The sequence below is a fragment of the Neisseria sp. 23W00296 genome, from assembly GCF_044772855.1.
Lineage (GTDB): Bacteria > Pseudomonadota > Gammaproteobacteria > Burkholderiales > Neisseriaceae > Neisseria.
In genome coordinates this window covers 222,423-249,403 of the sequence record NZ_CP173024.1, presented here as the reverse complement: position 1 = coordinate 249,403, position 26,981 = coordinate 222,423, and the positions used below count along the sequence as shown (strand labels likewise).

21 protein-coding genes, 3 tRNA genes, 3 rRNA genes and 1 riboswitch are annotated in these 26,981 nt (G+C 56.2%); of the genes, 9 read left to right on the top strand and 18 right to left on the bottom strand.

Annotated features, from left to right (window positions below; translation table 11 throughout):
* Positions 1-103: 103 nt before the first annotated feature.
* Together ACG2K1_RS01320 and ACG2K1_RS01315 are read right to left on the bottom strand one after the other, a co-directional pair.
* On the bottom strand, positions 104-1,057 hold the full coding sequence (locus tag ACG2K1_RS01320; protein WP_395429275.1) for a D-2-hydroxyacid dehydrogenase: 954 nt from the start codon (positions 1,055-1,057) through the stop codon (positions 104-106).
* A gap of 73 nt (positions 1,058-1,130) precedes the next feature.
* On the bottom strand, positions 1,131-1,616 hold the full coding sequence (locus tag ACG2K1_RS01315; RefSeq protein WP_009427050.1) for an Lrp/AsnC family transcriptional regulator: 486 nt from the start codon (positions 1,614-1,616) through the stop codon (positions 1,131-1,133).
* A 291-nt stretch (positions 1,617-1,907) separates the two neighbouring features.
* On the opposite strand from ACG2K1_RS01315, the gene gcvT reads away from it, so the two are divergent.
* Entirely contained in the window at positions 1,908-3,005 is a 1,098-nt protein-coding gene (gcvT, locus tag ACG2K1_RS01310; RefSeq protein WP_395429274.1) for a glycine cleavage system aminomethyltransferase GcvT, read from the top strand.
* A 168-nt stretch (positions 3,006-3,173) separates the two neighbouring features.
* On the top strand, positions 3,174-4,253 hold the full coding sequence (gene apbC, locus ACG2K1_RS01305; protein WP_395429273.1) for an iron-sulfur cluster carrier protein ApbC: 1,080 nt from the start codon (positions 3,174-3,176) through the stop codon (positions 4,251-4,253).
* A 74-nt stretch (positions 4,254-4,327) separates the two neighbouring features.
* Here the strand turns inward: apbC and tfpZ are convergent, their stop codons facing one another.
* The 7 genes from tfpZ to ACG2K1_RS01270 form a co-directional block, all read right to left on the bottom strand.
* Positions 4,328-5,107, bottom strand: a complete 780-nt coding sequence (gene tfpZ / locus ACG2K1_RS01300) for a TfpX/TfpZ family type IV pilin accessory protein (RefSeq protein WP_070455291.1) — start codon at positions 5,105-5,107, stop codon at positions 4,328-4,330.
* Positions 5,108-5,211: 104 nt separating this feature from the next.
* The gene (locus ACG2K1_RS01295; RefSeq protein WP_009427044.1) at positions 5,212-5,706 is read right to left on the bottom strand and encodes a pilin; all 495 of its coding nucleotides are present in this window, start codon (positions 5,704-5,706) and stop codon (positions 5,212-5,214) included.
* Between the two features lie 52 nt (positions 5,707-5,758).
* Entirely contained in the window at positions 5,759-6,943 is a 1,185-nt protein-coding gene (locus tag ACG2K1_RS01290; RefSeq protein WP_395429272.1) for a serine hydrolase domain-containing protein, read from the bottom strand.
* Between the two features lie 92 nt (positions 6,944-7,035).
* Positions 7,036-7,536 (bottom strand): pilin, encoded by a 501-nt coding sequence (locus ACG2K1_RS01285; RefSeq protein ID WP_395429271.1) that lies wholly within the window; start codon positions 7,534-7,536, stop codon positions 7,036-7,038.
* A 119-nt stretch (positions 7,537-7,655) separates the two neighbouring features.
* The gene (locus ACG2K1_RS01280) at positions 7,656-7,796 is read right to left on the bottom strand and encodes a hypothetical protein (RefSeq protein WP_395429270.1); all 141 of its coding nucleotides are present in this window, start codon (positions 7,794-7,796) and stop codon (positions 7,656-7,658) included.
* 354 nt (positions 7,797-8,150) lie between these two features.
* A complete protein-coding gene (gene rsmG, locus ACG2K1_RS01275) occupies positions 8,151-8,780 on the bottom strand; it encodes a 16S rRNA (guanine(527)-N(7))-methyltransferase RsmG (protein WP_395429268.1) in 630 nt (209 codons plus the stop codon).
* An 81-nt stretch (positions 8,781-8,861) separates the two neighbouring features.
* Positions 8,862-9,869, bottom strand: a complete 1,008-nt coding sequence (locus ACG2K1_RS01270; protein WP_009427037.1) for a thiamine ABC transporter substrate binding subunit — start codon at positions 9,867-9,869, stop codon at positions 8,862-8,864.
* Positions 9,870-9,923: 54 nt separating this feature from the next.
* Here ACG2K1_RS01270 and ACG2K1_RS01265 point away from each other — a divergent pair, with 54 nt between their 5' ends.
* The 4 genes from ACG2K1_RS01265 to ACG2K1_RS01250 all read left to right on the top strand — a co-directional run bounded on the left by ACG2K1_RS01265 (position 9,924) and on the right by ACG2K1_RS01250 (position 14,075).
* Entirely contained in the window at positions 9,924-10,577 is a 654-nt protein-coding gene (locus ACG2K1_RS01265) for a pyrimidine 5'-nucleotidase (RefSeq protein ID WP_395429267.1), read from the top strand.
* A gap of 168 nt (positions 10,578-10,745) precedes the next feature.
* Positions 10,746-12,641 (top strand): tRNA uridine-5-carboxymethylaminomethyl(34) synthesis enzyme MnmG, encoded by a 1,896-nt coding sequence (gene mnmG / locus ACG2K1_RS01260; RefSeq protein ID WP_395429266.1) that lies wholly within the window; start codon positions 10,746-10,748, stop codon positions 12,639-12,641.
* A gap of 77 nt (positions 12,642-12,718) precedes the next feature.
* Entirely contained in the window at positions 12,719-13,252 is a 534-nt protein-coding gene (locus ACG2K1_RS01255) for a hypothetical protein (protein WP_395429265.1), read from the top strand.
* A gap of 127 nt (positions 13,253-13,379) precedes the next feature.
* Entirely contained in the window at positions 13,380-14,075 is a 696-nt protein-coding gene (locus ACG2K1_RS01250; RefSeq protein ID WP_009427033.1) for a Sir2 family NAD-dependent protein deacetylase, read from the top strand.
* Positions 14,076-14,170: 95 nt separating this feature from the next.
* Here the strand turns inward: ACG2K1_RS01250 and ACG2K1_RS01245 are convergent, their stop codons facing one another.
* The gene (locus ACG2K1_RS01245; protein WP_369799228.1) at positions 14,171-14,908 is read right to left on the bottom strand and encodes a DNA ligase; all 738 of its coding nucleotides are present in this window, start codon (positions 14,906-14,908) and stop codon (positions 14,171-14,173) included.
* Between the two features lie 167 nt (positions 14,909-15,075).
* Between ACG2K1_RS01245 and ACG2K1_RS01240 the strand changes: the two genes are divergently transcribed.
* A complete protein-coding gene (locus ACG2K1_RS01240) occupies positions 15,076-15,711 on the top strand; it encodes an MBL fold metallo-hydrolase (RefSeq protein ID WP_036496562.1) in 636 nt (211 codons plus the stop codon).
* A 347-nt stretch (positions 15,712-16,058) separates the two neighbouring features.
* Here ACG2K1_RS01240 and ACG2K1_RS01235 read toward each other — a convergent pair whose 3' ends face one another.
* The 8 genes from ACG2K1_RS01235 to ACG2K1_RS01200 all read right to left on the bottom strand — a co-directional run bounded on the left by ACG2K1_RS01235 (position 16,059) and on the right by ACG2K1_RS01200 (position 24,521).
* Positions 16,059-16,385, bottom strand: a complete 327-nt coding sequence (locus ACG2K1_RS01235) for a ComEA family DNA-binding protein (RefSeq protein ID WP_395429613.1) — start codon at positions 16,383-16,385, stop codon at positions 16,059-16,061.
* 363 nt (positions 16,386-16,748) lie between these two features.
* Positions 16,749-16,861 (bottom strand): 5S ribosomal RNA (gene rrf / locus ACG2K1_RS01230).
* A 123-nt stretch (positions 16,862-16,984) separates the two neighbouring features.
* Positions 16,985-19,876, bottom strand: a 23S ribosomal RNA gene (locus ACG2K1_RS01225).
* A gap of 354 nt (positions 19,877-20,230) precedes the next feature.
* Positions 20,231-20,306, bottom strand: a tRNA-Ala gene (locus ACG2K1_RS01220).
* A gap of 36 nt (positions 20,307-20,342) precedes the next feature.
* Positions 20,343-20,419, bottom strand: a tRNA-Ile gene (locus ACG2K1_RS01215).
* Between the two features lie 59 nt (positions 20,420-20,478).
* Positions 20,479-22,019 (bottom strand): 16S ribosomal RNA (locus tag ACG2K1_RS01210).
* Together the 16S, 23S and 5S rRNA genes with 2 tRNA genes alongside form the textbook arrangement of a ribosomal RNA operon.
* 279 nt (positions 22,020-22,298) lie before the next feature.
* Positions 22,299-24,404 (bottom strand): transglutaminaseTgpA domain-containing protein, encoded by a 2,106-nt coding sequence (locus ACG2K1_RS01205; RefSeq protein WP_395428945.1) that lies wholly within the window; start codon positions 24,402-24,404, stop codon positions 22,299-22,301.
* A 40-nt stretch (positions 24,405-24,444) separates the two neighbouring features.
* Positions 24,445-24,521: transfer RNA gene (locus ACG2K1_RS01200), tRNA-Met, on the bottom strand.
* A 126-nt stretch (positions 24,522-24,647) separates the two neighbouring features.
* Positions 24,648-24,746, top strand: a riboswitch (TPP riboswitch).
* Between the two features lie 107 nt (positions 24,747-24,853).
* On the opposite strand from ACG2K1_RS01200, the gene thiC reads away from it, so the two are divergent.
* Both thiC and ACG2K1_RS01190 read left to right on the top strand, forming a co-directional pair.
* Entirely contained in the window at positions 24,854-26,734 is a 1,881-nt protein-coding gene (gene thiC, locus ACG2K1_RS01195) for a phosphomethylpyrimidine synthase ThiC (RefSeq protein ID WP_009427641.1), read from the top strand.
* 92 nt (positions 26,735-26,826) lie between these two features.
* Positions 26,827-26,970, top strand: coding sequence for a hypothetical protein (locus ACG2K1_RS01190; RefSeq protein WP_157697471.1), 144 nt, complete (start codon positions 26,827-26,829; stop codon positions 26,968-26,970).
* Positions 26,971-26,981 lie beyond the last annotated feature (11 nt).

Sequence of the window (26,981 nt, the reverse complement as noted above, 5' to 3'; positions counted from 1 at the left end):
TGTCTGCTTTAAAGGGATGGTTGGAAAGGCGCGATTTTAACAAAAAGCGGATGCGAAAAGGCCGTCTGAAACTTTCAGACGGCCTTTTGTCACGGAGTTTTGTCTAGGCAACGACGTTTTGCGGCCTGCCTGCGGCGAAGGCTTCGATGTTGGCGGCGATGATTTCGCACATTTTGCGCCGCGCCTCGCTGCTGCCCCAGGCGATGTGCGGCGTGACAATCAGGTGCGGCAGATTGGCCGACAAAAGCGGGTTGCCCTCTGCGGGCGGCTCTTGCGAGAGCACGTCGATGCCCGCGCCGCCGAGCGTGCCGTATTTGAGCGCGGCCAGCAGGGCAGTTTCGTCCACCAGGCCGCCGCGCCCGCAGTTGATAAGGACGGCGCCGGGTTTCAGGGCGCGCAATTCGTCCTCGCCTATCATCAGCCGCGTGTCGGGCGTGAGCGGGCAGTGCAGCGACAGCACGTCGGCGCGGCGCAGGGCTTCGGCAAAGGAAACGTAGCCCTCGCGCACGGCGGCGGCGTTTTTGTGTTCGGCAAACAGCACTTCCATGCCGAAGGCGCGGGCGTATCCGGCCAGCGTGCGGCCGATGCTGCCGCGCCCGAACACGGCCAGGGTTGTGCCGTTCAAATCGCGCAGGGGCGCGCCGAAATGGCAGAAAAAGGGCGACTGCTGCCACATACCGGCGGCGATGTCGCGGCGGTAGGCGGGCAGGTTGCGCATCAGGGCGATCATCAGCATAAAGGCGTGTTCGGCAACGGATTCGCTGCCGTAGGCGGGCACGTTGCAGACGGCGATACCGGCGGCGCGGGCGGCGGCCAGGTCGATATGGTCGCAGCCGGTGGCGCACACGGCGATCATTTCCAGCTGCGGATTGGCGGCGATGTCTTCGGCGCTGATGCGGACTTTGTTGGTGGCGGCGATGCGCGCGCCTGCCAAGCGCGGGGCGGTGTCGGCGGCGGCGGTTTGCGCGTAGTCGGAAATTTCGTGCGGGAAGGTGAAACGGAAAACATAGTCGTCCGGCAGCGTGCCGCGGTCTAAAAAAACGATTTTGCTGCTCATGGGAATGCTCCTTATGGGAAAGAAGCCGTCTGAAAAGGCCGTCTAAAGAAAATCAGGCGGCATCGGAAAACGGTTACTGCGCGGGTTGGAGGTGTGCCAGCGGCAGGACGGTGGTGTTTTTCAGCTCGTCGAGCACGAAGCTGGATTTGGCGTCCTGAACGCCGGGATGCGATAGCAGCGTGTCGAGCACGAAATGGGAGAAGGCGGCCATGTCGGGGAAAAAGGCGTGCAGCAGATAATCGGTTTCCCCCGTCAGCGCAAAGCAGCTGAGCACCTGCGGCCAGCCTTTGACGGCCTGCGAAAACCGTGCCCGCGCGTCGACGGATTTGTCGATGGCAACGCGGATAAACACCTGCAAATCCAGTTGCAGGGTTTTTGCCGACAAAAGCGCGGCGTGATAGCGGATCACGCCCGCGTCTTCCAGATGCTTGACGCGGCGCAGGCAGGGCGAGGGCGACAGCGCCACCCGCTCGGAGAGTTCGACATTGGAGAGCCTGCCGTTGCTTTGCAGCACTTGCAGGATTTTCAGGTCGGTTTTGTCCAAAGTAATCTGTGTCATGCAGTTTTTCCTTTTTTTCTTCTGTTGTAGGCCGCCTCAGGGTCTGCTGACAATCAGCCTTGCAAGCCGAATGTCAACAGCCCGGGGCGTTGGGAGAATATAAGGTAAATTCCGTTAACGCACAATAGATTAAATTTCCGCCCTCTTTAAAAATTAAATGTCTCTCAGACGGCCTTTGACGCATAAAACACCGCATTTGCCGCCACATTGCCGCCAAATGTAAAGAAACGCTTGTTTCCGCAGGGCGCGCCGCTATAATCAGGCCGTCTGAAACCGCAAACGGAGAAACCCATGACCCTGAACACCACGCCTTTTCATCAAGCCCATATCGACGCGGGCGCAAAACTCATCGACTTTGCCGGCTGGGAGCTGCCCATCCACTACGGCTCGCAAATCGCCGAACACGAAGCCGTGCGTACCGACGCGGGTATGTTCGACGTATCGCATATGCTGGTTACCGACGTGGCCGGTGCCAACGCCAAAGCCTTTTTCCGCAAACTGATTGCCAACGACGTGGCCAAGCTCGCCTTCGTCGGCAAAGCCCTCTACTCCGCCATGCTCAACGACAAAGGCGGCGTGATTGACGACTTAATCGTATACCGCACCAACGAAGCCGAAACCCAATACCGCATCGTCTCCAACGGCGCGACGCGCGAAAAAGACACCGCCCAGTTCCACAAAATCGGCGCTGAGTTCGGCGTGGCGTTTAATCCGCGCTACGACTTGGGCATGCTCGCTGTGCAGGGCCCAAAAGCGGTTGAAAAACTCCTGACCGTCAAACCCGAATGGGCGGACGTGGTGAACAATCTCAAACCCTTCCAAGGCGCGGATTTGGGCAATGACTGGTTTGTCGCCCGCACCGGCTACACCGGCGAAGACGGCGTGGAAGTCATCCTGCCTGGCAGCGAAGCCACCGCGTTTTTCAAAGCCCTCGAAGCGGCAGGCGTGAAACCCTGCGGCCTCGGCGCGCGCGACACCCTGCGTATGGAAGCGGGCATGAACCTCTACGGCAACGATATGGACGACGACGTGAGCCCGCTGGAAGCCGGCATGGGCTGGACGGTGGATTTGAAAGACGAAGCGCGCGATTTCGTCGGCAAAGCCGCGCTCCTTGCCCTGAAAGAAAAAGGCGTAGCCGTAAAACAGGTCGGTCTGCTGCTCGCCAAAGGCGGCGTGTTGCGCGACCATATGGAAGTGGTAACCGACGCAGGGCGCGGCATCACCACCAGCGGCGTGTTCTCGCCCAGCCTCAAACAATCCATCGCCATCGCCCGCGTACCCAAAGATTTTGACGGCGATGCGGCCAAAGTCGTCATTCGCGGCAAAGAAGCCGATGTGCGCGTGTTGAAACTGCCGTTTGTACGCAACGGGCAAAAGCAGTTTGACTAAAGATTGTTGGCAGCAAAGAGGCCGTCTGAAAACCCAAAACAGGGTTTTCAGACGGCCTTTTGCCGCGCCGCCGCGTCTCGCCCAAGGCCGTCTGAAACACGGGGAATCTGCTAAAATGCGCCGCGTCGTGCCGCTTGCGGCAAACCGTCAACAGGAAAGGATAACAAAATGAATACAGAAACTTACCGCCAAGCCCTCGCCGCCGTTGCCATCCCCGGCACGGAGCGCACGCTGGGCGGCGAAAAGGCCGTGAAAGACGTGCGCAACGAAAAAGACGGCCTGCACGTCGAAATCGTTTTCGGCTTTCCCTACAACCACATCAAAGCGCAGCTTGCCGAGTCGGTTCAGACGGCCTTGGCCGACGCGGGCTGCGGCGACACCATCCATCTGCACCTGTCCGCCGACATCGTCACCCACAAAGTCCAGCCCGGCATCGCCACCATCAAAGGCGTGAAAAACATCATCGCCGTTGCCTCCGGCAAAGGCGGCGTCGGCAAGTCCACCACCACCGCCAATCTCGCCACCGCCATGGCAAGCATGGGCGCGCGCGTCGGCGTGCTCGATGCCGACCTCTACGGCCCCAGCCAGCCCACCATGCTCGGCGTGGCCGAACGCAAGCCCGACCAGCAGAACAAAAAGCTGATTCCCGTCGAAGCGCAGGGCGGCATCCAAGTCATGTCCATCGGCTTTCTCGTCGACACCGACCAGGCCGTCGTCTGGCGCGGGCCGATGGTCAGCCAGGCTTTGCAGCAGCTTTTGTTCCAAAGCGAATGGGACGATGTGGACTATCTCTTCGTCGATCTGCCGCCGGGCACGGGCGACATCCAGCTTACCCTGTCGCAGAAAATCCCCGTCACCGGCTCGGTGGTTGTCACTACGCCGCAGGACATTGCCCTGATCGACGCGCGCAAGGCCGTGAATATGTTTGAAAAGGTCAACATTCCCATCTTCGGCGTGCTGGAAAATATGTCGGTGCACATCTGCTCCAACTGCGGCCATGCCGAAGCCGTGTTCGGCAGCGAAGGCGGCAAAGAACTGGCAGGCCGTCTGAACGTGCCCCTGCTTGGCCGGCTCCCCCTGCAAATGGCCGTGCGCGAAGCGATGGACAACGGATCGGCCGCGCAGCTTTTCGACACGCATCCGGCCGTTGCCGAAATCTACACCGGCGCCGCTTTCCAAATCGCGCTGGCCGTGGCCGACAAAGGCCGCGATTACAGCAAGGCGTTTCCGAAGATTGTGGTGGAATAAAGCGCTTTCGCCCAAGCGGGCAAACGGCAAAAGGCCGTCTGAAAACCAAGTTTTCAGACGGCCTTTTGCCGAACTTATTTCTTAAACGCATCCAGTGGCGCAAAAGCTTTGAAATCGGTGTTCTTATCAAGCAGCACCGTCCAGTCTTTGTTTTCCTGTGAGGTAAACGGCAGATAATACAAATCGGCGCTTGGCAGCCCGCTTTTACTGATGGCCTGAGCCAAAGCGGGATGGCCGGGATACCGTTTTTCCAGTTCGGCCACCGGCCTCATTTTGCTGCGGATGCGGTCGCGGTGGGTTTCGTTTTCCGCTTCCCACCAAGCCGGCAGCATGCGCGGTTCTATCCCCTGCATGGACATTTCGATTCTCGCCTGCTCCTCGTCTCCGCTTTTGGAATCCCGCACGGCGATTCGTTTCACGCCCGTCCAGGGCAGCTGCCGGAATTCGGGCAAAGCCTCATTCAACCTGTTTTTGTCGATTTCTGCCGCGCTCACAGTCGTAAAGCGGTCGTTTTCAAACACCACCCAAACGGGGCGCACCGCAGTCACCGTATACAACCCGTATAGCAGCGCCGCCGCCTGTATCATGCCAACCAACAGCAAATCCGTTACTGTTTCCCGTTTCGGCTTGGCCGGATTAGCCAAAACCGACGTCAATACCGGCCCGCAGATAATGTCCACGGCCACAATCAAACCGAAAATCTGCAAACCGCCCATCAAATCCGGATAAGGCTGCGGATACCAGACGAAAAACACCAATGCGGCAACCACGGCCGCCACCAAGATATTGATAAGCAGATGTATGGATGCAAGCCGAAGGGCAAAACGCCATCGGGAAAGTTTGGGTTGGGTCATACTGTTTCTCAAACCATTTCAATTCATTAAGGAAATCACACCTACAGTAAAAATCTTCGCAAAGCCGGCAGATTGCGAAGATTTTCATATCATGCGGATGTTGATTAAGAAAGCGTGCACAAGCTGTTGATCGAAGGCAGGTTTACGGAAGAACCATTGGGCTTTTTGATGCTGCACGTCCATCCGCCTTCCGCATCGCGGGTCAGCGTGATGGTTGTACCGTGCAGGGTGTTGGTCGCGTTTTTTCCCAAAACAATGCTGATGTCTTTGAAATTTTTAGACGCATCCTTCGTGATGTCGGCCGAGCTGATGATGTTGGATTGCGGGATGGTGGAATTGAGGCCGATGTATTCGCGTTTGACGCCGTCGGCCACCGTATTGTCCTCTTCCGGCCGCAGGGTCGGGAAATTGCCGTTGCCCAACACGGTTTCAATGCTGGTTACCGTGGATTTCACTTCGTAATAAGCGCGGTTGAGCTGCGTGCGGACGATATAGTTCTGATACTGCGGAATGGCGATGGCCGCCAAAATGCCGATGATTGCAATCACAATCATCAATTCGATAAGGGTAAAACCTTTTGTTTTATTTGCGTTTTTCATACTAATTCCTGATTGTGCCGTTTCGGCGGCAGCTTGGCGCGGCCTGACACGGTTAAAATTTGTTCCGATAAATAAAACGTTTGATTTCGTCCGCCCCTTCGGCGGGAGACTCCGCCCAACCGGAAGCGAGCAACACGGTCACCCCGCCCTGATCGTCAACCATGGCTACAGACGATGCCGCCGGCAGATTGCCGTCGCGAAACCAAACTGCCGGACGATTGCCCTCCCGATAGGGAAACATCGCATAGCCGTAACAATCGCGCATTTGCGCCAAGTTGCAGCTTACGTTTTCCGGCATAGAAGTGATATTAAGCTTTTCCCGTGCCAACATGGCGCGGATTTCTTTTGCCGCACCCAATGCGCTGCCCGACAGGCCTGCGGCCGAGGCCGCCGCAGCGTAATCGAAAGAAGAATAAATGTCTGCAAGGCCGGTAAGCCCTTTTTCGACATAATTGTAACTAACTTCGTCACTTTCCTGCTGTTGGCGGATGAATTTCAGGCCGTCTTGCGCCAGAGGGTAAAGCCTGCCCATCGCCTCGGTATAAGTGCCGCCGCCCGATTTTCTCGCCACGATTTCGCCCAAGAGGCAATAGCCCAAATTGGAATAGCTGGTGCGGCTGCCGGGCGTGAAATTCAAACGGATTGTTCCCAGTTCGGCCAAACGGTTGGGACAGAGCGGTTCTTCGTTCGGGTTGAACATATCGATGCCGAGCATGGAATAGCGGTCGAAGCCGCCCTGATGCAGCAGCAGATGGGCAACCGTGATGTCGTTCATGCGCGGATCGGTTTGGTTGCGGATTTCAGGCAGGATGTCGACGGCTTTGGTATCCAGGCCGATTTTGTTTTCGTTGACCAGCGCCAGCACGGCATCGGCCGTCCACAGCTTGGTCATGCTGGCATAGCGGAAACGCGTTTGCTCCGTCACCGCATCGGAAAGATAAGGCTTGTCGAAAAAGCCGTTTTCACAATGGAATTCCCTGCCCTGCGCGTCGATATAGGCGATTTGGTTGGCAGGGGCGACTTGGCGCTCGACGGAAAGCCGCAGCGCGCCCTCCATCCAGGCGGGGCTGCCCGGGCTGCACGAAAGTTTGGACAAAGCCAGCTTGGCACGCAGGGGATAGAGGGCATGCCATGCCGCATTGCGCGCCATATTGTCGACATAAAAATGGATGGCGGTGGCGGCAGCAGCCAGCAGCACGGCCACGGTGAGCATATCTTTGGTTCGTTTGGCGGACATCGTAGAAACCTGCTTTCGACGGCACTAATGATAAAAACGCACCCGCGCGGGGTGCGTTTCTTGAATAACCAGAATAAGAAATATCTTGATTATTAAGGTTTAGGAGTAGCTGCAGCAGCAGCTTTAGTTGCACAACCAGCAGGCTGGTATTTGGCGTCGATAGTAGTGGCGCAAGACCAAGTACCTTGTTTATCACGAGACCAAGTCAGGGTTTTGGTTTTCAGCGCGGTAGCAGCATTGGTACCGAATGTAGCGGCAATAGAAGCAGTACCATCATCGCCAATAGTTACCAAGGGGTAACCAGCTTTAGCTGTAGTAGCCGCACCCAGCAGGTTGGATTGGGTAGCACCGGTCACACAGGTTGTGCTCGGGTCAGTGGGGTTGCCGTCGTGTTGAACAGTGGTAGTACGACCGTCCAAGATACAGGTTTCAACGGCAGTTTTGATCTGGGAAGTTTCACCCATTACGCGGGAAGCCTGCGAGCGGGTAATGTAGTTTTGGTATTGGGGGATGGCGATGGCAGCCAAAATACCGATAATGGCGATTACGATCATCAACTCGATCAGGGTGAAACCTTTTTGCATTGCTTTCATGTTTTAACTCCAAGTTAGTACCGGCACAATTGCCGTTTATCAAAAAATCTGACTTTTGCCGCCCCATGCGGCGCAGTCTTGTTTGCTTCATTTCCCATAATGCGTTTGGCGCATATCTTTTAAAACTCGTTTCCTTGGCTGGCTGCTGCCTGCCGCGGATGAAATGTATCAAGCACGGCTTGTGCCAACGGCTCGGTTTCAGGTGTTTTCGTTTTTAATTTTATGTTTTTAATCGGTTTAAATTTCGATTCATTTATCATGGCACGAAAATCCGTCATGACAAAAGAGTGTATTTTTGCGGCACTTCTGCCTTTTTAGGGTATCGGCATAAAGCCGCAGTTCGGCAACTGACGGATTTTGTCAGCCCCGCATTGCACAAAGGCCGTCTGAAATACGGCCATAAGCGCGCAGGGTGTGCCGCCACAAAGCGGCGCACGCGTTCCATGCCCCCGCCGCCCGTTAATAGGCCGTCTGAAAGCGAAGATCCCGCAGGCATCACACCCTGCCGCTACGGCAGAGGCCGTCTGAAAACGTTCAGACGGCCTCTTTGTGTTCTGTTTTCTAAATATACGGAATACCGGTATTCCGCCAAACTTCGCTTTCAGACGGCCTTTTCAGACGGCCTTGGAGCGCATGATCACCATATGCCGCTCGGCGTCGAGCATGGGAACGTGGAGTTTTTCCACTTTCACCACTTCGATGCTGTCGGGGAGCTGTTCGATTTCTTCGTAGGGGTATACGCCTTTCATGGCCGCCCAGTAGCCGTTTTCGCCGAGCAGGTGTTTGGTGAGGGCGGCGAAGTCGCGCAACTCGGCAAAGGCGCGGCTGGTGACGACGTTGGCTTTTTTGTCGTGCATGGCTTCGACGCGGCCGGAGGCGACGGTGATGTTTTTCAGACCCAGTTCGATGGCGGCCTGTTGCAGGAAGGCGGTTTTTTTGGTGTTGGCATCGAGCAGGGTGATGGGCAGATCGGGGCGGCAGATGGCGGCGGGGATGCCGGGCATGCCGCCGCCCGAGCCGACGTCCATCATGGAGGACGCGCCTTCTATATAAGGCAGCAGGGTGAGGCTGTCGAGGATGTGGTGGCTGATAACGCGGCTCTCGTCGCGCAGGGCGGTGAGGTTGTAGGCGGCGTTCCATTTACCCAAAAGGGCGGTGTATTCGAGCAGCAGGAGCTGGCGGGCGGGGTCGAGGGCGATGCCCATTTCGGCGAGGCCGGCTTGGAGTTTTTGTTTGTTGTCCATGGTTGTGTCCTGATCAAGGGGAGGCCGTCTGAAAGCGGTGTTTCTGTCTTTTCAGACGGCCTTTGTCGGCGGATTCGCGGTTTATTTGAGCACGACGCGTATCCAGTGGCTGACCCAGCGGCGCTGGTTTTTGGCGATGGCCGCTTCGGGCGGGTTGTCGGCGTGCTGCGGCGCTTGGGCATATTTGAAGACCTCGGGCAGCGGGGTGTTTTTCACGGCGGGGTAAACCCACATTTCGCCGGGAATGGCTTTTTGCACGGCGGGGCTTTGCAGGTATTGCACGAGTTTGGCCGCCAGCTCGGGCTCTTGCGCGCCGCCAAGCACCGCCGCGCCTTCCACCTGGCGGAACACGCCGCCTTTGAGGAACAGGTTGGCGGTGGGCGGCGTGCTGTATTTGCCTTTGCCGTAGTGCACTTCGGCGGCGGGGCTGGACGCGTAGCCGACGACGATGGGGCGCGCGCCGCCGTTTTGCGTGAATTCGGTGTAGTAGGCTTCGCTCCAGTCTTTGGTGATTTTCACGCCGTTGGCGCGCATTTTCGCCCACCAGTCAAACGCCTGCTTTTCGCCCAAGCCCTGAATGTTGGCGAGCAGAAAACCCAGTCCGGCGCTGGACATGCCGGGATTGGGCACGGCCAGCAGGTTTTTATACTGCGGCTTGGCCAAGTCGTCCAAAGTCTGCGGCAGCGGCAGCTTGTGCTTGGCAAACCAGGCTTTGTCGTAATTGAGCGTGATGTAGCCCGAGTCTACCGCCAGCGCGTGCGGCAGACTTGCGTTCACGGCGGCGGAAGCGGGCTGGCGCGGCGCGAGTATGCCGCTTTCGCGGGCTTTGAGCACCGTGGTGTTGTCGAGGCCGTATACCGCATCGGCAATCGGGCGGGCGCGGCTGAGCACCAGCTTGTTCACCATTTCGTTGCCGCTGCCCGCCTTGATCACGGACACCTTCGCATCGTTGGCACGCTCGAAGGCGGCAAAAGCGTCTTTGGGCAGGCTGAACGATTTGTGCACCGCCAGCCGTACTTCGGTTTGCGCCTGCACCTGTGTCGACGCGAACAAAAAAGCGGCCGCTGCCGCCTGCAAAACCTGTTTCATGCAACATTCTCCGTTTGGTTATAATCGGGCGCGGATGATACCCGCAAAACCGCCATGAATAAAGACACAGAGCCGATTTGGCTGTTCGATCTCGACAACACCCTGCACCGCGCCGACGCGGGCATTTTTTATCTTATCAACCGCCGCATGACCGAATGGCTGGCCGCCGAAATGCGTTTGCCTGAAACCGAGGCCGACTGCCTGCGGCGGCAGTGGTGGCACGAACACGGTGCGACGCTCGCCGGCCTGCGCCTGCACCGCCCCGAAGCCGACACCGCCGACTTTTTGCGTTTTTCGCACCCGATGGACGACATCCTGCCCAAACTCTGCGGCGAAACAGGCGCGGCGCAGGCCTTAGGCCGTCTGAAAGGACGCAAGGCCGTGCTCTCCAATGCGCCGTCGTTTTATGTGCGCAGCCTCGTGTCCGCCCTCGGCCTGAACGGCTTTTTCGGCGCCCTGCTGGGCACGGACGACTGCGGCTACGCCTGCAAGCCCGATCCCGCCGCCTATCTCTCCGCCTGCACCGCCCTGAACGCTGCGCCCGAAAACTGCATCATGGTCGACGACTCCGCCGCCAACCTCGCCGCCGCGAAAAAACTCGGCATGCGCACCGTCTGGTACGGAGAACACGCCCATCCCCTGCCCTTCGCCGACTGCGCCGCGCAAAACATGGCCGCTCTGGCGGCATGGAGCGAAAAGGCCGTCTGAAAAACAGCGCGGGCATTTTCAGACGGCCTTTTCACACAGACGGAAACGGCCTTCCGCCTCCCTGACAAAAGCGCGTACAATCCGCGCCTTTCTTTTTTACGAACAACCTTTTCAGACGGCCTCCATCCCAAACAGAGGCCGTCTGAAACCCGGAAAGCACACACCCAAATGTCCACCATTGTTTACCCCAAAACCTACGACGTGATCATCGTCGGCGGCGGCCACGCAGGCACGGAAGCCGCGCTGGCTGCCGCGCGCATGGGCGCGCAAACGCTGCTGCTCACCCACAATATCGAAACGCTCGGGCAGATGTCCTGCAACCCTTCCATCGGCGGTATCGGCAAAGGCCATCTGGTGCGCGAAGTGGATGCGCTCGGCGGCGCGATGGCGCTGGCGACTGATATGAGCGGCATCCAGTTTCGCCGACTCAACGCCAGCAAAGGCGCGGCGGTACGCGCCACCCGCGCCCAGGCCGACCGCATTCTCTATAAAGCCGCCATCCGCGAAATGCTGGAAAACCAGCCGAATTTGGACTTGTTCCAGCAGGCGGTGGACGATATTACTTTGGACGGCGGCCGCGTATCGGGCGTGAAAACCGCGATGAATGTTGAGTTTAAAGCCCGCGCCGTGGTCTTGACCGCCGGCACGTTTTTGGCGGGCAAAATCCACATCGGTTTGGAAAACTACGAAGGCGGCCGCGCGGGCGACCCTGCCGCGCAGTCGCTTTCAGGCTGCCTGAAAGAATTGAACTTGCCGCAAGGAAGATTAAAAACCGGCACGCCGCCGCGCATCGACGGCCGCACGATTGATTTCTCCCAGCTCACCGAACAGCCCGGCGACATGCCCGTGCCCGTCTTTTCCGTGCGCGGCAACGCCGAAATGCATCCGCGCCAAGTGTCCTGCTGGATTACGCATACCAACCTGCAAACCCACGACATCATCCGCTCAGGTTTCGACCGCAGCCCCATGTTCACCGGCAAAATCGAAGGCGTCGGCCCGCGCTACTGCCCGTCTATCGAAGACAAAATCAACCGCTTCGCCGACAAAGACAGCCACCAGATTTTCCTCGAACCCGAAGGCCTGACCACCCACGAATACTACCCCAACGGCATCTCCACCAGCCTGCCCTTCGACATCCAAATCGCGCTCGTGCGCAGCATGAAAGGCTTGGAAAACGCCCACATCCTGCGCCCCGGCTACGCCATCGAATACGACTATTTCGACCCGCGCAACCTCAAAGCCAGCTTGGAAACCAAAACCATCGCGGGGCTGTTTTTCGCTGGGCAAATCAACGGCACAACGGGCTACGAAGAAGCCGCCGCGCAAGGCTTGCTCGCGGGTGCCAACGCCGTGCAATACGTGCGCGAACAAGAGCCGCTGATTTTGCGCCGCGAACAGGCCTATCTCGGCGTACTCGTAGACGATTTGATTACCAAAGGCGTGAACGAGCCCTACCGAATGTTCACCAGCCGCGCCGAATACCGATTGCAGCTGCGCGAAGACAACGCCGATATGCGGCTCACCGAAGACGGTCGCAAAATCGGCTTGATTGGCGAATCGCAATGGCGCGCGTTCAACGAAAAACGCGAAGCCGTCGAGCGCGAAATCCAACGCCTCAAAGCCACATGGTACACGCCGCAAAAGCTGCCCGAGTCCGAACAAATGCGCGTATTCGGGCAAAAATTAAGCCGCGAAGCCAACCTGCACGACCTGCTGCGCCGCCCCAATCTCGACTACGCCGCCCTGATGACCCTGCCTGATGCCATGCCGTCTGAAAGCCTTGCAGACGACGTTACCGAGCAGGTGGAAATCCAAGTCAAATACCAAGGCTACATTGACCGCCAGCAGGAAGAAATCAACAGCCGCCGCGACATCGAAACCCTGCGCCTGCCTGAAAATATCGATTACGCCAAAGTCAAAGGCTTATCCGCCGAAGTGCAGCAAAAACTCAACCAACACCGCCCCGAAACGCTGGGGCAGGCATCGCGCATTTCCGGCGTAACCCCCGCCGCCGTCGCGCTGCTGATGGTGCATTTGAAGCGTGGGTTTAAAGACGCAAAGTAAACGGCAGAAGGCAGCCTGAAAAGCGGACAAACCGTTTTCAGGCTGCCTTCAAACCCATTCCGAACAAAGGAAAACGCATGAAATACTACAATTTATATTCCGCCGTGAACAACGAAGCCGCGTATGCCAATTTACAGCAAACCGACGCAGGCATTGACGATTTTATTGTGTACGGCGAGGGCGGTTACCGGCAACAAGCGGTTTTTATCGCGCAGGAAGGATATACGCCCGACAATATTTCGCAAACCGACTTTATCCAAACCATTCCCAAAATGCCTTTGTTTTCCGAGCGTTTCGTGCACAAGCTGGCGGGGCATTTGGAACAGGAGCTGGCATTTTTCCCTGCGGTGCTCAAAATCCGAAATGTGGAATTGAGGTGCTTTTTGGGCAAAATCAAACCGTCGCTTGCCTTGGTTGATTTTGAACAATCCGATTGTTACGAAATCGACGGCGAACGGTTTATCGACTACCCGCCCGTTTTCCTTGAACACGCGGGCGGGTTTGAGTATTGCGCCAAAGAGGATTCGGACAATCTGGTTTGGGTGTTTACGGAGAAATTCAAAGAATTGGTGCTTGCCAACAATCTGAACATCGCGTTTTTGCCTGTTTGAGGGGATGACGCGTTGCTGCGGGATTCCGAAATATAAAAGGTCGTCTGAAAATCCGAGACGTCTTCAGACGGCATACCGGTTTCCCATATTGTGGCTTGCCAAAACAGAATACCGAAAGGAACAAACAATGAAAAAATGCGTGGCGCTGACCGGCGCGGGCATCAGCGCCGAAAGCGGCCTGCAAACCTTCCGCGACAGCGACGGGCTGTGGGAGGGCTGGCGCATCGAGGACGTTTGCACGCCCGAAGCCTTCGCCCGCCAGCCGCAGGTGGTAATCGACTTTTACAACAAGAGGCGGCGCAAAGCGGCGGCAGCCAAACCGAATGCCGCACACAAGGCTTTGGCCGAGTTGGAAAAATATTACGACGTGCAAATCATCACGCAAAACGTGGACAATCTGCACGAGCGGGCGGGCAGCAGCAAGGTGCTGCATCTGCACGGCGAATTGGACAAGCTCAGAAGCACGGCCGACGAAACCGACGTGATGCCGTGGAGCGGCGATCAGAAGCCGTCCGACTGCGACCGCTACGGCAATCCGCTGCGGCCGCACATCGTCTGGTTCGGCGAGGCCGTGCCGCTGATGGACAAGGCGGCGGGCATGGTGTGCGGTGCCGACATTGTGATGGTGGTGGGCACGTCGCTTCAGGTTTACCCCGCCGCGTCGCTGCTTCATTATGCCCGCTCCGACGCGCCGGTTTATCTGGTTGATCCGAAACCGAATTTGAACGGCGTGCGGGCGGAGGTGTTGGCGAAAAAGGCGGCGGAAGGGGTGCCGCAACTGGTTGGCGAACTGATTGCGGCGGCACGGCGGGAACAGGGCTGAATGCCGCGGAAAAACAGTTGAGGCCGTCTGAAAAAACGGACTGCTTCGTTTTCAGACGGCCTCGGTATGGCAGAGCGGTTTCAGACGGCCTCCGCTCAATCTTTGCGGACGCGCATAAACGTGGCGAAACGGGGCAGGCCTTTTTGTGTGAAACCGCGATAGCGGTAGGTGATAACCGAACCGACAGGCGGCGGATTGGCGCGGTCGGCATCCTTGAATCCGCTGCCGATTTTGAATTCGCCCAAACTGTTGCGGCAGCCGACGGAGCCGAGTTTGCCCGCGTATTTGCCCTTTCCTTCGTAATGTTTGGTGACGGTGCATTCCGCATCCTGCTGCGGTTTCAGTTTCAGATAGCTGCTGCTGCGCCCCGCCGCGTAAGGTGCGGCAGGATCGCGCAAAATCACGCCCTCGCCGCCTTCCGCAACGATTTTTTCCATCATGGCGCGCGCTTGGACGATGTCTTTTACCGGCGTCTGCCTGACGACTGAAATATTGGCGGGGTATTTTTTCAGACGGCCTTCTATAACCGCCAACCGTTTGTAAAGATTACCCTGCGCCTGCGGTACATCGAAAACATACAGGCGTATGCCCGACCAATCGCCCGATGCGGAGCGGACAGCGGCCGAAGTCTGCTCAAAACGTCCGCGTCCGGCATAAAGCTCGCCGTCCAGCGGATAATCGGGAAAATTTTTGGTAAACCCCGGCGGAGGTGTGAAAGCGTATCCCTGACGGCTGAGCAGTTTTTTGCCGTCCCAATAGGCGCGCACGCCGTCCAATTTTTCGCTTGCCGCCCAGTTTTCCACGTTTTGGTTGCGGTACTCCTCGGCCAGCATCAGCGACGGAGCGGCATGGGCAGCGCAGCTTATGGAAAAAAGCCCACAGAAAATAAGGTCTTTCACCGCATATACCTCCAAATAATTGGTTTGCATGCGATTATCACATATAATTCAGCAGATTGCAGGCCATGCAAACCCATAACAATATCCAGCCAAGGAAAACAATGTCGCTACATGTTGAAATCATACCCGTTACCCTGTTCCGCCAAAACTGCACGCTGATGTGGGACGACGAAAGCGGGGAAGCCGTATTCACCGATACGGGAGGCAACATCCCCCGACTGATGGAAGAAGCGGAAAAACGGAATCTGAAAGCAAAAGCCGTCTGGCTCACACACGGACATCTCGATCATATCGGCGGCGTATCGGAAATCACCGCGCTCAACCCCGAAATTCAGGTTTTCGGTCCCCACGAAGCAGACCGCTTTCTGCTCGCCGACCTCGCCTCCATCACCAAACAATATAATTTCCCCCCCGCGAAACCCTTTATGCCAACCCAATGGCTCTCCGACGGCGACACTCTGAAAGTTGGAAAATATGCGTTCAAAGTACTTCATGTTCCGGGACATACGCCCGGTCATGTCGTCTTTTATTGCGCCGAAGCAGAATTACTGATTGCGGGAGACGTCATTTTTTACGAAAGCATAGGCCGAACCGATTTCGAACGCAGCAATCACGAAGATTTGATCCGCAACATCAGAGAAAAGATTTTCGCACTCCCTGACGATACCCAAATCATCACCGGTCACGGACGCATGACTACCGTCGGGCATGAAAAACGGCATAATCCGTATCTTTGAATTTTTGGATATCAGTAAGGAAAAATACCCAAAGTTCCTTACTCCTATACGTTTTTAAATTTTGAACGAATCTATAAAACAGCAGGTAACAACTGCATAACGCCACGAACACGCCGATTTGATTTTCACTGAGGTGGCTATTCCATTATTCCTGTGAACGAACAATTTCTACCGTAGGACATCTCCCCCGTATAAATTCCACCAAAAGGTCAACTCAGACAACCGTATGTCTGGGTTAGCCCTACACAGACGGTTTAACAGTCTGAATTGCTCCCATCGCTACAAATGACAAAGCCGCCGGATGCTGACAGGCACCGGCGGCTTTTGTTACGGACGGATGTGTCTGTCTACTTTTTGGCGGCGGGAGCGGGCGGTACGTTTTTGGCGGCAGGTGCGGCGGGTTTGGCTGCTTTGGCATTGGGTGAGGAACCGACGGTAGCCTCATCCTTGAGCTTGCCGAAGATACCCTCGCCGATGCCTTTGACCTTTTTCAAATCCTCAACCGATTTGAAATCACCGTTTTCCTTACGGTAGTCGGCAATGGCCTGGGCTTTGGCCGGGCCGATGCCCGGCAGGGCTTTCAGCTCCTCCACCGTTGCCGTATTGATATTAACCGCAGCGGCGGCCAGAGCCGCCAGCGCATAGGCTGCCAATCCGAACAGGATTTTCTTCATCATAATTTTCCTTTCTGACACATAAGCGGCACACCATTCCGGTTTCTTTTTGCACACAACCGAAATAATGTTCCGGCACACACACCGGACGGGCCGGCACAATCAAGAACGGATATCATAATTAAAAACTGCCGAATCGGCAAGCATTTTCCCGGAGCAACATTCTGTTTTATCCGACAGAAGAAGCTTAAGATAAAGATAGCAGCAGACCGAAACCTACACCATGATGCATACCCGGCCCGAATGACGCATACCCGGGATAAAGCCTCAAACCCCTACTACGGCACAAACAAACAGGCACGAATTCTTACTCCGGCATGAACAAACAAAAACCCCCGCTTTTTGCGGGGGTTCGGAATAAGTGTCTGGCAGTGACCTACTTTCACATGGGAATCCACACTATCATCGGCGCTGAGTCGTTTCACGATCCTGTTCGGGATGGGAAGGCGTGGGACCAACTCGCTATGGCCGCCAGACGTAAACTGTCAAATCGGTAAAGCCGGACGGTTACAAACCGTCGTCAAATCAACTGTGATGAAAGTATCGGAACAAGTCCGATGTAAGCATTATCTTAAAGGTTTTAAAGTCCTTCAAATGATAGAGTCAAGCCTCACGAGCAATTAGTATGGGTTAGCTGCACGCGTTACCGCGCTTCCACACCCCACCTATCAACGTCCTGGTCTCGAACGACTCTTTAGTGCGGTTAAACCGCAAGGGAAGTCTCATCTTCAGGCGAGTTTCGCGCTTAGATGCTTTCAGCGCTTATCTCTTCCGAACTTAGCTACCCGGCGATGCCACTGGCGTGACAACCGGTACACCAGAGGTTCGTCCACTCCGGTCCTCTCGTACTAGGAGCAGCCCCCGTCAAACTTCCAACGCCCACTGCAGATAGGGACCAAACTGTCTCACGACGTTTTAAACCCAGCTCACGTACCACTTTAAATGGCGAACAGCCATACCCTTGGGACCGACTACAGCCCCAGGATGTGATGAGCCGACATCGAGGTGCCAAACTCCGCCGTCGATATGAACTCTTGGGCGGAATCAGCCTGTTATCCCCGGAGTACCTTTTATCCGTTGAGCGATGGCCCTTCCATACAGAACCACCGGATCACTATGTCCTGCTTTCGCACCTGCTCGACTTGTCGGTCTCGCAGTTAAGCTACCTTTTGCCATTGCACTATCAGTCCGATTTCCGACCGGACCTAGGTAACCTTCGAACTCCTCCGTTACTCTTTGGGAGGAGACCGCCCCAGTCAAACTGCCTACCATGCACGGTCCCCGACCCGGATCACGGGTCTGGGTTAGAACCTCAAAGACACCAGGGTGGTATTTCAAGGACGGCTCCACAGAGACTGGCGTCTCTGCTTCTAAGCCTCCCACCTATCCTACACAAGTGACTTCAAAGTCCAATGCAAAGCTACAGTAAAGGTTCACGGGGTCTTTCCGTCTAGCAGCGGGTAGATTGCATCTTCACAACCACTTCAACTTCGCTGAGTCTCGGGAGGAGACAGTGTGGCCATCGTTACGCCATTCGTGCGGGTCGGAACTTACCCGACAAGGAATTTCGCTACCTTAGGACCGTTATAGTTACGGCCGCCGTTTACTGGGGCTTCGATCCGATGCTCTCACATCTTCAATTAACCTTCCAGCACCGGGCAGGCGTCACACCCTATACGTCCACTTTCGTGTTTGCAGAGTGCTGTGTTTTTAATAAACAGTCGCAGCCACCGATTCTCTGCGACCCTCCTATGCCTACAGAGCAAGTCTTTCACATTAGAGGGCATACCTTCTCCCGAAGTTACGGTATCAATTTGCCGAGTTCCTTCTCCCGAGTTCTCTCAAGCGCCTTAGAATTCTCATCCTGCCCACCTGTGTCGGTTTGCGGTACGGTTCTGATCCAACTGAAGCTTAGTGGCTTTTCCTGGAAGCGTGGTATCGGTTACTTCGTGTCCGTAGACACTCGTCGTCACTTCTCGGTGTTATGAAGACCCGGATTTGCCTAAGTCTTCCACCTACCGGCTTAAACAAACTATTCCAACAGTTTGCTAACCTAACCTTCTCCGTCCCCACATCGCATTGAATCAAAGTACGGGAATATTAACCCGTTTCCCATCGACTACGCATTTCTGCCTCGCCTTAGGGGCCGACTCACCCTACGCCGATGAACGTTGCGTAGGAAACCTTGGGCTTTCGGCGAGCGGGCTTTTCACCCGCTTTATCGCTACTCATGTCAACATTCGCACTTCTGATACCTCCAGCATCCCTTACGAGACACCTTCGCAGGCCTACAGAACGCTCCCCTACCATGCACTAAAAGTACATCCGCAGCTTCGGTTACAGATTTGAGCCCCGTTACATCTTCCGCGCAGGACGACTCGACCAGTGAGCTATTACGCTTTCTTTAAATGATGGCTGCTTCTAAGCCAACATCCTGGCTGTCTGTGCCTTCCCACTTCGTTTACCACTTAATCTGTCATTTGGGACCTTAGCTGGCGGTCTGGGTTGTTTCCCTCTTGACACCGGACGTTAGCACCCGATGTCTGTCTCCCGAGGAACCACTTGATGGTATTCTTAGTTTGCCATGGGTTGGTAAGTCGCAATGACCCCCTAGCCATAACAGTGCTTTACCCCCATCAGTGTCTAGCTCGAGGCACTACCTAAATAGTTTTCGGGGAGAACCAGCTATCTCCGAGTTTGTTTAGCCTTTCACCCCTATCCACAGCTCATCCCCGCATTTTGCAACATGCGTGGGTTCGGTCCTCCAGTACCTGTTACGGCACCTTCAACCTGGCCATGGATAGATCACTCGGTTTCGGGTCTACACCCAGCAACTCAATCGCCCTATTAAGACTCGGTTTCCCTGCGCCTCCCCTATCCGGTTAAGCTCGCTACTGAATGTAAGTCGTTGACCCATTATACAAAAGGTACGCAGTCACGGAATAAATCCGCTCCCACTGTTTGTATGCATCAGGTTTCAGGTTCTATTTCACTCCCCTCCCGGGGTTCTTTTCGCCTTTCCCTCACGGTACTGGTTCACTATCGGTCGATGATGAGTATTTAGCCTTGGAGGATGGTCCCCCCATCTTCAGACAGGATTTCTCGTGTCCCGCCCTACTTGTCGTATACCTAGTACCACCGCCGGAATTTCGAATACGGGGCTATCACCCACTATGGCAGAAGTTTCCAATTCTTTCTTCTATCCCGACGGCTATCGTATACAGGCTCCTCCGCGTTCGCTCGCCACTACTTGCGGAATCTCGGTTGATTTCTTTTCCTCCGGGTACTTAGATGGTTCAGTTCTCCGGGTTCGCTTCTCTTGTCCTATGTATTCAGACAAGGATACCGCACTGAATGCGGTGGGTTTCCCCATTCGGACATCACCGGATCAAAGCTTTATTGCCAGCTCCCCGATGCTTTTCGCAGGCTTACACGTCCTTCGTCGCCTATCATCGCCAAGGCATCCACCTGATGCACTTATTCACTTGACTCTATCATTTGAAGCACCTTTCTGACTTTGGAGTTTCGCCGTTGACTAGCTACGTTCCTTAAGGCCTTTACTTTGATAAAGCTTACTGCTTGTTGTGTCTTAACCCTGCCTTTTGTGTTTCAGGGTTAAGTCGATACAATCATCACCCAAATTTCTGTATTCGGTTTGTCTGTTATTTAAAACTACCTGCTTTCAGACGGCCTTCCGGCTGTTTCATGCAGACACAAACCTTACTTCGTTTGTTTGTTGATTTCGGCTTTCCAATTTGTTAAAGATCTATGCGTTCGATTTTGTCTACTTCGCAAATCAAAACGGGCTGCGCATTATAGCAACCCTTTTTGATTTGTAAAGTATGTGGTGGAGGCAAACGGGATCGAACCGATGACCCCCTGCTTGCAAAGCAGGTGCTCTACCAACTGAGCTATGCCCCCGTCTTGCTGCATCGGATTTTGTCCGTACGGTTTTTTTGGTGGGTCTGGTAGGACTTGAACCTACGACCCCACGCTTATCAAGCGTGTGCTCTAACCACCTGAGCTACAAACCCTTTGTAACGCTCTTTCGATTACCGATAAGTGTGAATGCACAAGCCTCTTTTTTCTCTAGAAAGGAGGTGATCCAGCCGCAGGTTCCCCTACGGCTACCTTGTTACGACTTCACCCCAGTCATGAAGCATACCGTGGCAAGCGGCCTCCTTGCGGTTAGCCTACCTGCTTCTGGTATCCCCCACTCCCATGGTGTGACGGGCGGTGTGTACAAGACCCGGGAACGTATTCACCGCAGTATGCTGACCTGCGATTACTAGCGATTCCGACTTCATGCACTCGAGTTGCAGAGTGCAATCCGGACTACGATCGGTTTTCTGGGATTGGCTCCGCCTCGCGGCTTGGCTACCCTCTGTACCGACCATTGTATGACGTGTGAAGCCCTGGTCATAAGGGCCATGAGGACTTGACGTCATCCCCACCTTCCTCCGGTTTGTCACCGGCAGTCTCATTAGAGTGCCCAACTTAATGATGGCAACTAATGACAAGGGTTGCGCTCGTTGCGGGACTTAACCCAACATCTCACGACACGAGCTGACGACAGCCATGCAGCACCTGTGTTACGGCTCCCGAAGGCACTCCTCCGTCTCTGGAGGATTCCGTACATGTCAAGACCAGGTAAGGTTCTTCGCGTTGCATCGAATTAATCCACATCATCCACCGCTTGTGCGGGTCCCCGTCAATTCCTTTGAGTTTTAATCTTGCGACCGTACTCCCCAGGCGGTCGATTTCACGCGTTAGCTACGCTACTAAGCAGTCAAGCTGCCCAACAGCTAATCGACATCGTTTAGGGCGTGGACTACCAGGGTATCTAATCCTGTTTGCTACCCACGCTTTCGGGCATGAACGTCAGTGTTATCCCAGGGGGCTGCCTTCGCCATCGGTATTCCTCCACATCTCTACGCATTTCACTGCTACACGTGGAATTCTACCCCCCTCTGACACACTCTAGCCTGCCAGTTCAGAACGCAGTTCCCGGGTTGAGCCCGGGGATTTCACATCCTGCTTAACAAACCGTCTGCGCCCGCTTTACGCCCAGTAATTCCGATTAACGCTCGCACCCTACGTATTACCGCGGCTGCTGGCACGTAGTTAGCCGGTGCTTATTCTTCAGGTACCGTCATCAGCTCCTGGTATTATCAAAAGCCTTTTCTTCCCTGACAAAAGTCCTTTACAACCCGAAGGCCTTCTTCAGACACGCGGCATGGCTGGATCAGGCTTGCGCCCATTGTCCAAAATTCCCCACTGCTGCCTCCCGTAGGAGTCTGGGCCGTGTCTCAGTCCCAGTGTGGCGGATCATCCTCTCAGACCCGCTACTGATCGTCGCCTTGGTAGGCCTTTACCCCACCAACCAGCTAATCAGATATTGGCCGCTCGAATAACGCGAGGTCCGAAGATCCCCCGCTTTCCCCCTCAGGACGTATGCGGTATTAGCCAATCTTTCGATTGGTTATCCCCCATTACTCGGTACGTTCCAATACATTACTCACCCGTTCGCCACTCGCCACCCAAGAAGCAAGCTTCTCTGTGCTGCCGTCCGACTTGCATGTGTAAAGCATGCCGCCAGCGTTCAATCTGAGCCAGGATCAAACTCTTATGTTCAATCTCTAACTTATAACTTCTGGTCTGCTTCAAAGAAACCGACAGTCAATGAAAACATCTTCTGTCTGTTTTTGTCGCAGTGTGAGGCTCGCGCACTCACACTTATCGGTAATCGTTTTGTTAAAGAACAGCGCCGCCGAAGCAGCGAAGATGTGAACTATACAGAACCCGGAAAACTTCAGTCAAGCAGGAAAAACGGAAAAAAACAATGCAAAATCGTCATATCAATGAACAGAAAAGAAATTTTGTTTTCTCATCATCCACCGAAACCTCGTACCACTATTGTTTGTAACGCCGTGCAATTCGAACCGCCCGGCCAAACCACGCCCGCTGAGTCCTTTTATCCGGCATGATTTCGGCGGCAAACTGCCAGTCCTCATATTGCCGCAGCAAGTCTTGCAATTCCCGGTCTTCCACTTCGTTTTGCCGCAGCATTTCGATCAGCTCGGAGGCAGTAACGGCTGCGGCTGTTTCATCTTCATCGCCGATAAAGATGCTTTTCAGCAGCGCAAAGCCTTCGGCCAGCGGTTCGCGCTCTTTCAGACGGCCTCTTCTCCACCACCAAACCACGGGCAGCAAGGCCGCGAAAATGCCGACAATGCCCGCCAGCAAAGCCGTGCCGAATCGGAAACGTCCCAGCCCCAGCCCGGCGAACAGATTGTTTTGGCTGCTTTCGTCATAATTCACTACCCACTGCTGCCAGTAAAACTGGCCGCTTTCCAGCCAGCCGCCCCACATTTTTCCGTTATGGTTTCCGGCAACCATCGCCCGATCGCTTTCAGGCAGCGCTTCGCTCAAACCAGCCGTGATACGTTGCTCGGACACAGCTGCCGTAGGGTCGACGCGTAACCAAGCCTGTTCGCCCTCCAGCCAGATTTCCGCCCATGCATGGGCGTTTTTGCTGCGTATCTGCCAGAAATTGCCGCTTTCCTGATAATCCGCTCCGAGATAGCCGGTCACCACCCGCGCGGGCACACCTGCGGCACGCATCATCACCACATAGCTTTGCGCGTAATGTTCGCAAAAACCCTGCCTGCCCTCGAACATAAAATTGTCGATGCTGTCGGCTCCCCGATACAGCGGCGGCTGCAAGGTATACGCAAACCGTCCATTACGGTAATAGTCCAACACCTTCTGCGAAAACTCTCCGACCGAACGGCTTTGCTGCGCCAGCGTCTGCGCCAGGCGGCGCGTGCGGAAATTGCCCGACTGCGGCAGACGCATATACAGTTTCTTTTCAAATTCCTTCAGTTTCTGCGGCAGCATACCGCCGGCGCGCGACTGCAATACGACGCGGCGCAACCCTTCCCTGCTGCGCACGCGCACCACATCGCCCAAACGCACGCTCATGCCCGAGCCTTCGCGCACGACGGGATAATCCAACGCAGGCACAACGCCTTTCTGATCACGCAAAATCATCTGATACGACAACTTGAGGCCGTCTGAAACCCCGGGCGCACTCATTTCCTCGAAATCCGGCATGGCGCGCCATGTCTGCCCGTCGAAATCCGCCATCACAATGGCACGCCAGTACAGCTGCCCCGCACCGGGCTTGAGGCCGTCTGAAAACGTCACATTCGCCACCAGCTCGTCGCTCTGCACCAGATTGCCGATACTGCCCGGCTGCATCGTGTCCGACAAACCCGTCTTCGCCTGCTCCTGCTGCGGCTGGGGGATGCTCCACAAAGGTTCGCTGCGCCGCGGCATCACGACAAACAGCACCGCCGCCAGCGGAAGCGTCAAACCGAATGCCAGCAAACCCTGTTTCAACGCGCTGCGCGCATCCAGCCCGCACAGCACTGCAAAACACAGCCCCACCGCCAGCAACGCCGCCAGCAGCCACAAGCCCGTCAGCAGCGTCTGCCCAAACAGCACCGCCGAACCGATTAAAAACAGCATGGCCAGCAGCAACACCTGCCAGTCGCGCATCGCATTGCCTTCGAAGGATTTCAGCATCACCATCAAAAGCAGAAAGGAAATGCCGCCGTCGCGGCCGATTACCGTACCCAGCTGCTGCCACACCAGCAAACCCGCCCCCGCCGCCAGCAGCACCACGGCCGCCAAAGGCAGCTTGGCAACGCCCGCGCGCAACAGGGCAAAGCGCAGCAGCAGCAAACCGCCAAACACCGCCGTCACTCCCGCGGGCAGTTCGGCCAGCAGCGGCAGCGACGACCACAAAAGCGCCAGCAGCACCGCCGCCACAACCTTGCGCGGCGGCGCTTCCTGTAAAAAGACGGGATTGGAAATCAGCATAATCGGTAAGGTATTTTCAGACGGCCGTTGTTTGACAGAGGCCGTCTGAAAACGGCGTTGGCGGTTTTCAGACGGCCTGATGGAATTTTTCGCAAGACGGCGGCACGCGGCTTTTGGCCGGCCGCTTTTCACGCGGATAAAAAAATAACCGCTGCGAGGCGGTTTGGGTGTCTGGTTGCGGGGGCAGGATTCGAACCTACGACCTTCGGGTTATGAGCCCGACGAGCTACCATGCTGCTCCACCCCGCGTCAGAATTGGCGCACTATACAGACCGCCCCGAACGTTGTCAAGCGCCCGAAAGCGACCCGAGGGCTTTTTCGGCGGCAGATTGCATATCTTTACAAAACAAGCCGCCCGTGCTCTAATCTCCGCCTTCGATGAAACAGGGGTGCCGCCCGCGTGCGGGCGGCTGAGAATCACCCTTCACACCCGATCAGGATAATGCCTGCGTGGGGAGTTTCGCGGTTTTGCCTTTTCAGACGGCCTCCATCCGTATTACCTTATATATAGGTAAGACTGAGGCCGTCTGAAAAACAAACGCTCCTGTTTCCCCTTCAAGCGAGAAAACAGGAGCATTTTTATGACCGCCAAAAACAAAAACACCGGCCGTGAAGCACAAGATTTGGCCGATTTGAGCCGCGACATCGGCATCCGTTTCCCCTATCCCAACTCCCGCCGCGTCTATATAACGGGCAGCAGGGCCGACATCCGCGTGCCGCTGCGCGAAATCGATCAAGACGACACCGTCACCGCGCAGGGCACGGAGCACAATCCGCCGATTCCCGTATACGACACCTGCGGCGCATACGGCGATCCTGCCGCTGCCATCGACCTCAAAAAAGGCCTGCCGCAGATACGCACCGCCTGGATAGACGAACGCGGCGACAGCGAAATCCTGCCGCGGCTTTCCAGCCGCTACGGCAGCGAACGCGCCTGTGACCCGAAAACAGCCCATCTGCGTTTCAGCCAAATCACCCGTCCGCGCCGCGCCCGATCCGGCGGCAACGTCACCCAGCTGCATTACGCGCGCCGCGGCATCGTCACGCCCGAAATGGAATTTGCCGCCCTGCGCGAGCGCATGAGGCTGGACGAACTGTTCAGACGGCCGGAATACGCAAAGCTGCTCAAACAGCACCCCGGCCACAGCTTCGGCGCCAACATTCCCGCTCATCCCGACCAAATCACGCCCGAATTCGTGCGCCGCGAAATCGCCGCCGGCCGCGCCATCCTCCCCGCCAACATCAACCACCCCGAACTCGAACCGATGGTTATCGGCCGCAACTTCCGAGTCAAAATCAACGGCAACCTCGGCAACTCCGCCGTCACGTCGAGCCTTACCGAAGAAGTGGAAAAAATGGTTTGGGCGCTGCGCTGGGGCGCCGACACCATTATGGATTTGTCCACCGGAGCGCACATCCACGAAACCCGCGAATGGATTATCCGCAACGCCCCCGTGCCCGTCGGCACCGTCCCCGTTTACCAGACGCTGGAAAAAACGGGCGGCATCGCCGAAGACCTGACCTGGGAGCTGTTCCGCGACACCCTGGTCGAACAGGCCGAACAGGGTGTGGACTACTTCACCATCCACGCAGGCGTGCTGCTGCGCTACGTTCCGCTCACCGCCGACAGGCTCACCGGCATCGTCTCGCGCGGCGGCTCGATCATGGCCAAATGGTGTCTGGCACACCATCGGGAAAACTTCCTCTACACGCATTTCGACGAAATCTGCGAAATCATGAAAGCCTACGACGTGTCGTTCAGCCTCGGCGACGGCCTGCGCCCCGGCTGCATCGCCGACGCCAACGACGAAGCCCAGTTCGCCGAGCTGCACACCCTGGGCGAACTCACCGCCCAAGCATGGCGGCACGACGTACAGGTCATGATAGAAGGCCCCGGCCATGTCCCCCTGCAACGCGTCCGCGCCAATATGGACGAAGAACTGCGCCACTGCTTCGAAGCCCCGTTTTACACCCTCGGCCCGCTCGTCACCGACACCGCACCCGGCTACGACCACATCACTTCCGGCATCGGCGCGGCCAACATCGCCTGGTACGGCACGGCCATGCTCTGCTACGTCACCCCCAAAGAACACCTCGGCCTGCCCGACAAAGAAGACGTGCGCACCGGCATCATCACCTACAAACTCGCCGCCCACGCCGCCGATCTCGCCAAAGGCTGGCCGGGCGCACAGCTGCGCGACAACGCCCTGTCCAAAGCCCGTTTCGAATTCCGCTGGCGCGACCAGTTCCGCCTCAGCCTCGATCCCGAACGCGCCGAGAGCTTCCACGATGCCACTCTGCCCGCCGAAGGCGCGAAAACCGCCCATTTCTGCTCGATGTGCGGCCCCAAATTCTGCTCGATGAAAATCACGCAGGAAGTGCGCGACTACGCAGACCGACAAAAAGGCCTGACGCAAAAGGCCGTCGAGTTCGTCAAAAACGGCGCGCAGATTTACCGCTAGCCGCCCGTTTTCAGACGGCCTCTCTGCCGCAGAATTCATGCCAAAGGCCGTCTGAAAGCTCAGCTTCAACGAAGTGAAACACAGCCGAACCTTTGAGGCCGTCTGAAACCATCCTTTCAGACGGCCTCAACCATTCCGCAGAACGCGCATCCGAAAGGCCGTCTGAAAAACAAGGCCGTCTGAAACGGGTTTCAGACGGCCTTCATGCTACAATCCTCGCCTTTTCAACCGATTGAACGCATTACGG

Excerpts from the sequence above, each read along its gene's own strand:
- ACG2K1_RS01240 (WP_036496562.1), top strand. The coding sequence starts at position 15,076 with ATGTCGCTACATGTTGAAATCATACCCGTTACCCTGTTCCGCCAAAAC.
- ACG2K1_RS01320 (WP_395429275.1), bottom strand. The coding sequence starts at position 1,057 with ATGAGCAGCAAAATCGTTTTTTTAGACCGCGGCACGCTGCCGGACGAC.
- ACG2K1_RS01245 (WP_369799228.1), bottom strand. The coding sequence starts at position 14,908 with ATGCTGGCCGAGGAGTACCGCAACCAAAACGTGGAAAACTGGGCGGCA.
- mnmG (WP_395429266.1), top strand. The coding sequence starts at position 10,746 with ATGTCCACCATTGTTTACCCCAAAACCTACGACGTGATCATCGTCGGC.
- ACG2K1_RS01315 (WP_009427050.1), bottom strand. The coding sequence starts at position 1,616 with ATGACACAGATTACTTTGGACAAAACCGACCTGAAAATCCTGCAAGTG.
- ACG2K1_RS01285 (WP_395429271.1), bottom strand. The coding sequence starts at position 7,536 with ATGAAAGCAATGCAAAAAGGTTTCACCCTGATCGAGTTGATGATCGTA.
- tfpZ (WP_070455291.1), bottom strand. The coding sequence starts at position 5,107 with ATGACCCAACCCAAACTTTCCCGATGGCGTTTTGCCCTTCGGCTTGCA.
- ACG2K1_RS01235 (WP_395429613.1), bottom strand. The coding sequence starts at position 16,385 with ATGAAGAAAATCCTGTTCGGATTGGCAGCCTATGCGCTGGCGGCTCTG.
- ACG2K1_RS01270 (WP_009427037.1), bottom strand. The coding sequence starts at position 9,869 with ATGAAACAGGTTTTGCAGGCGGCAGCGGCCGCTTTTTTGTTCGCGTCG.
- ACG2K1_RS01280 (WP_395429270.1), bottom strand. The coding sequence starts at position 7,796 with ATGATAAATGAATCGAAATTTAAACCGATTAAAAACATAAAATTAAAA.
- ACG2K1_RS01295 (WP_009427044.1), bottom strand. The coding sequence starts at position 5,706 with ATGAAAAACGCAAATAAAACAAAAGGTTTTACCCTTATCGAATTGATG.
- ACG2K1_RS01255 (WP_395429265.1), top strand. The coding sequence starts at position 12,719 with ATGAAATACTACAATTTATATTCCGCCGTGAACAACGAAGCCGCGTAT.
- apbC (WP_395429273.1), top strand. The coding sequence starts at position 3,174 with ATGAATACAGAAACTTACCGCCAAGCCCTCGCCGCCGTTGCCATCCCC.
- ACG2K1_RS01265 (WP_395429267.1), top strand. The coding sequence starts at position 9,924 with ATGAATAAAGACACAGAGCCGATTTGGCTGTTCGATCTCGACAACACC.
- ACG2K1_RS01290 (WP_395429272.1), bottom strand. The coding sequence starts at position 6,943 with ATGTCCGCCAAACGAACCAAAGATATGCTCACCGTGGCCGTGCTGCTG.
- thiC (WP_009427641.1), top strand. The coding sequence starts at position 24,854 with ATGACCGCCAAAAACAAAAACACCGGCCGTGAAGCACAAGATTTGGCC.
- gcvT (WP_395429274.1), top strand. The coding sequence starts at position 1,908 with ATGACCCTGAACACCACGCCTTTTCATCAAGCCCATATCGACGCGGGC.
- rsmG (WP_395429268.1), bottom strand. The coding sequence starts at position 8,780 with ATGGACAACAAACAAAAACTCCAAGCCGGCCTCGCCGAAATGGGCATC.
- ACG2K1_RS01250 (WP_009427033.1), top strand. The coding sequence starts at position 13,380 with ATGAAAAAATGCGTGGCGCTGACCGGCGCGGGCATCAGCGCCGAAAGC.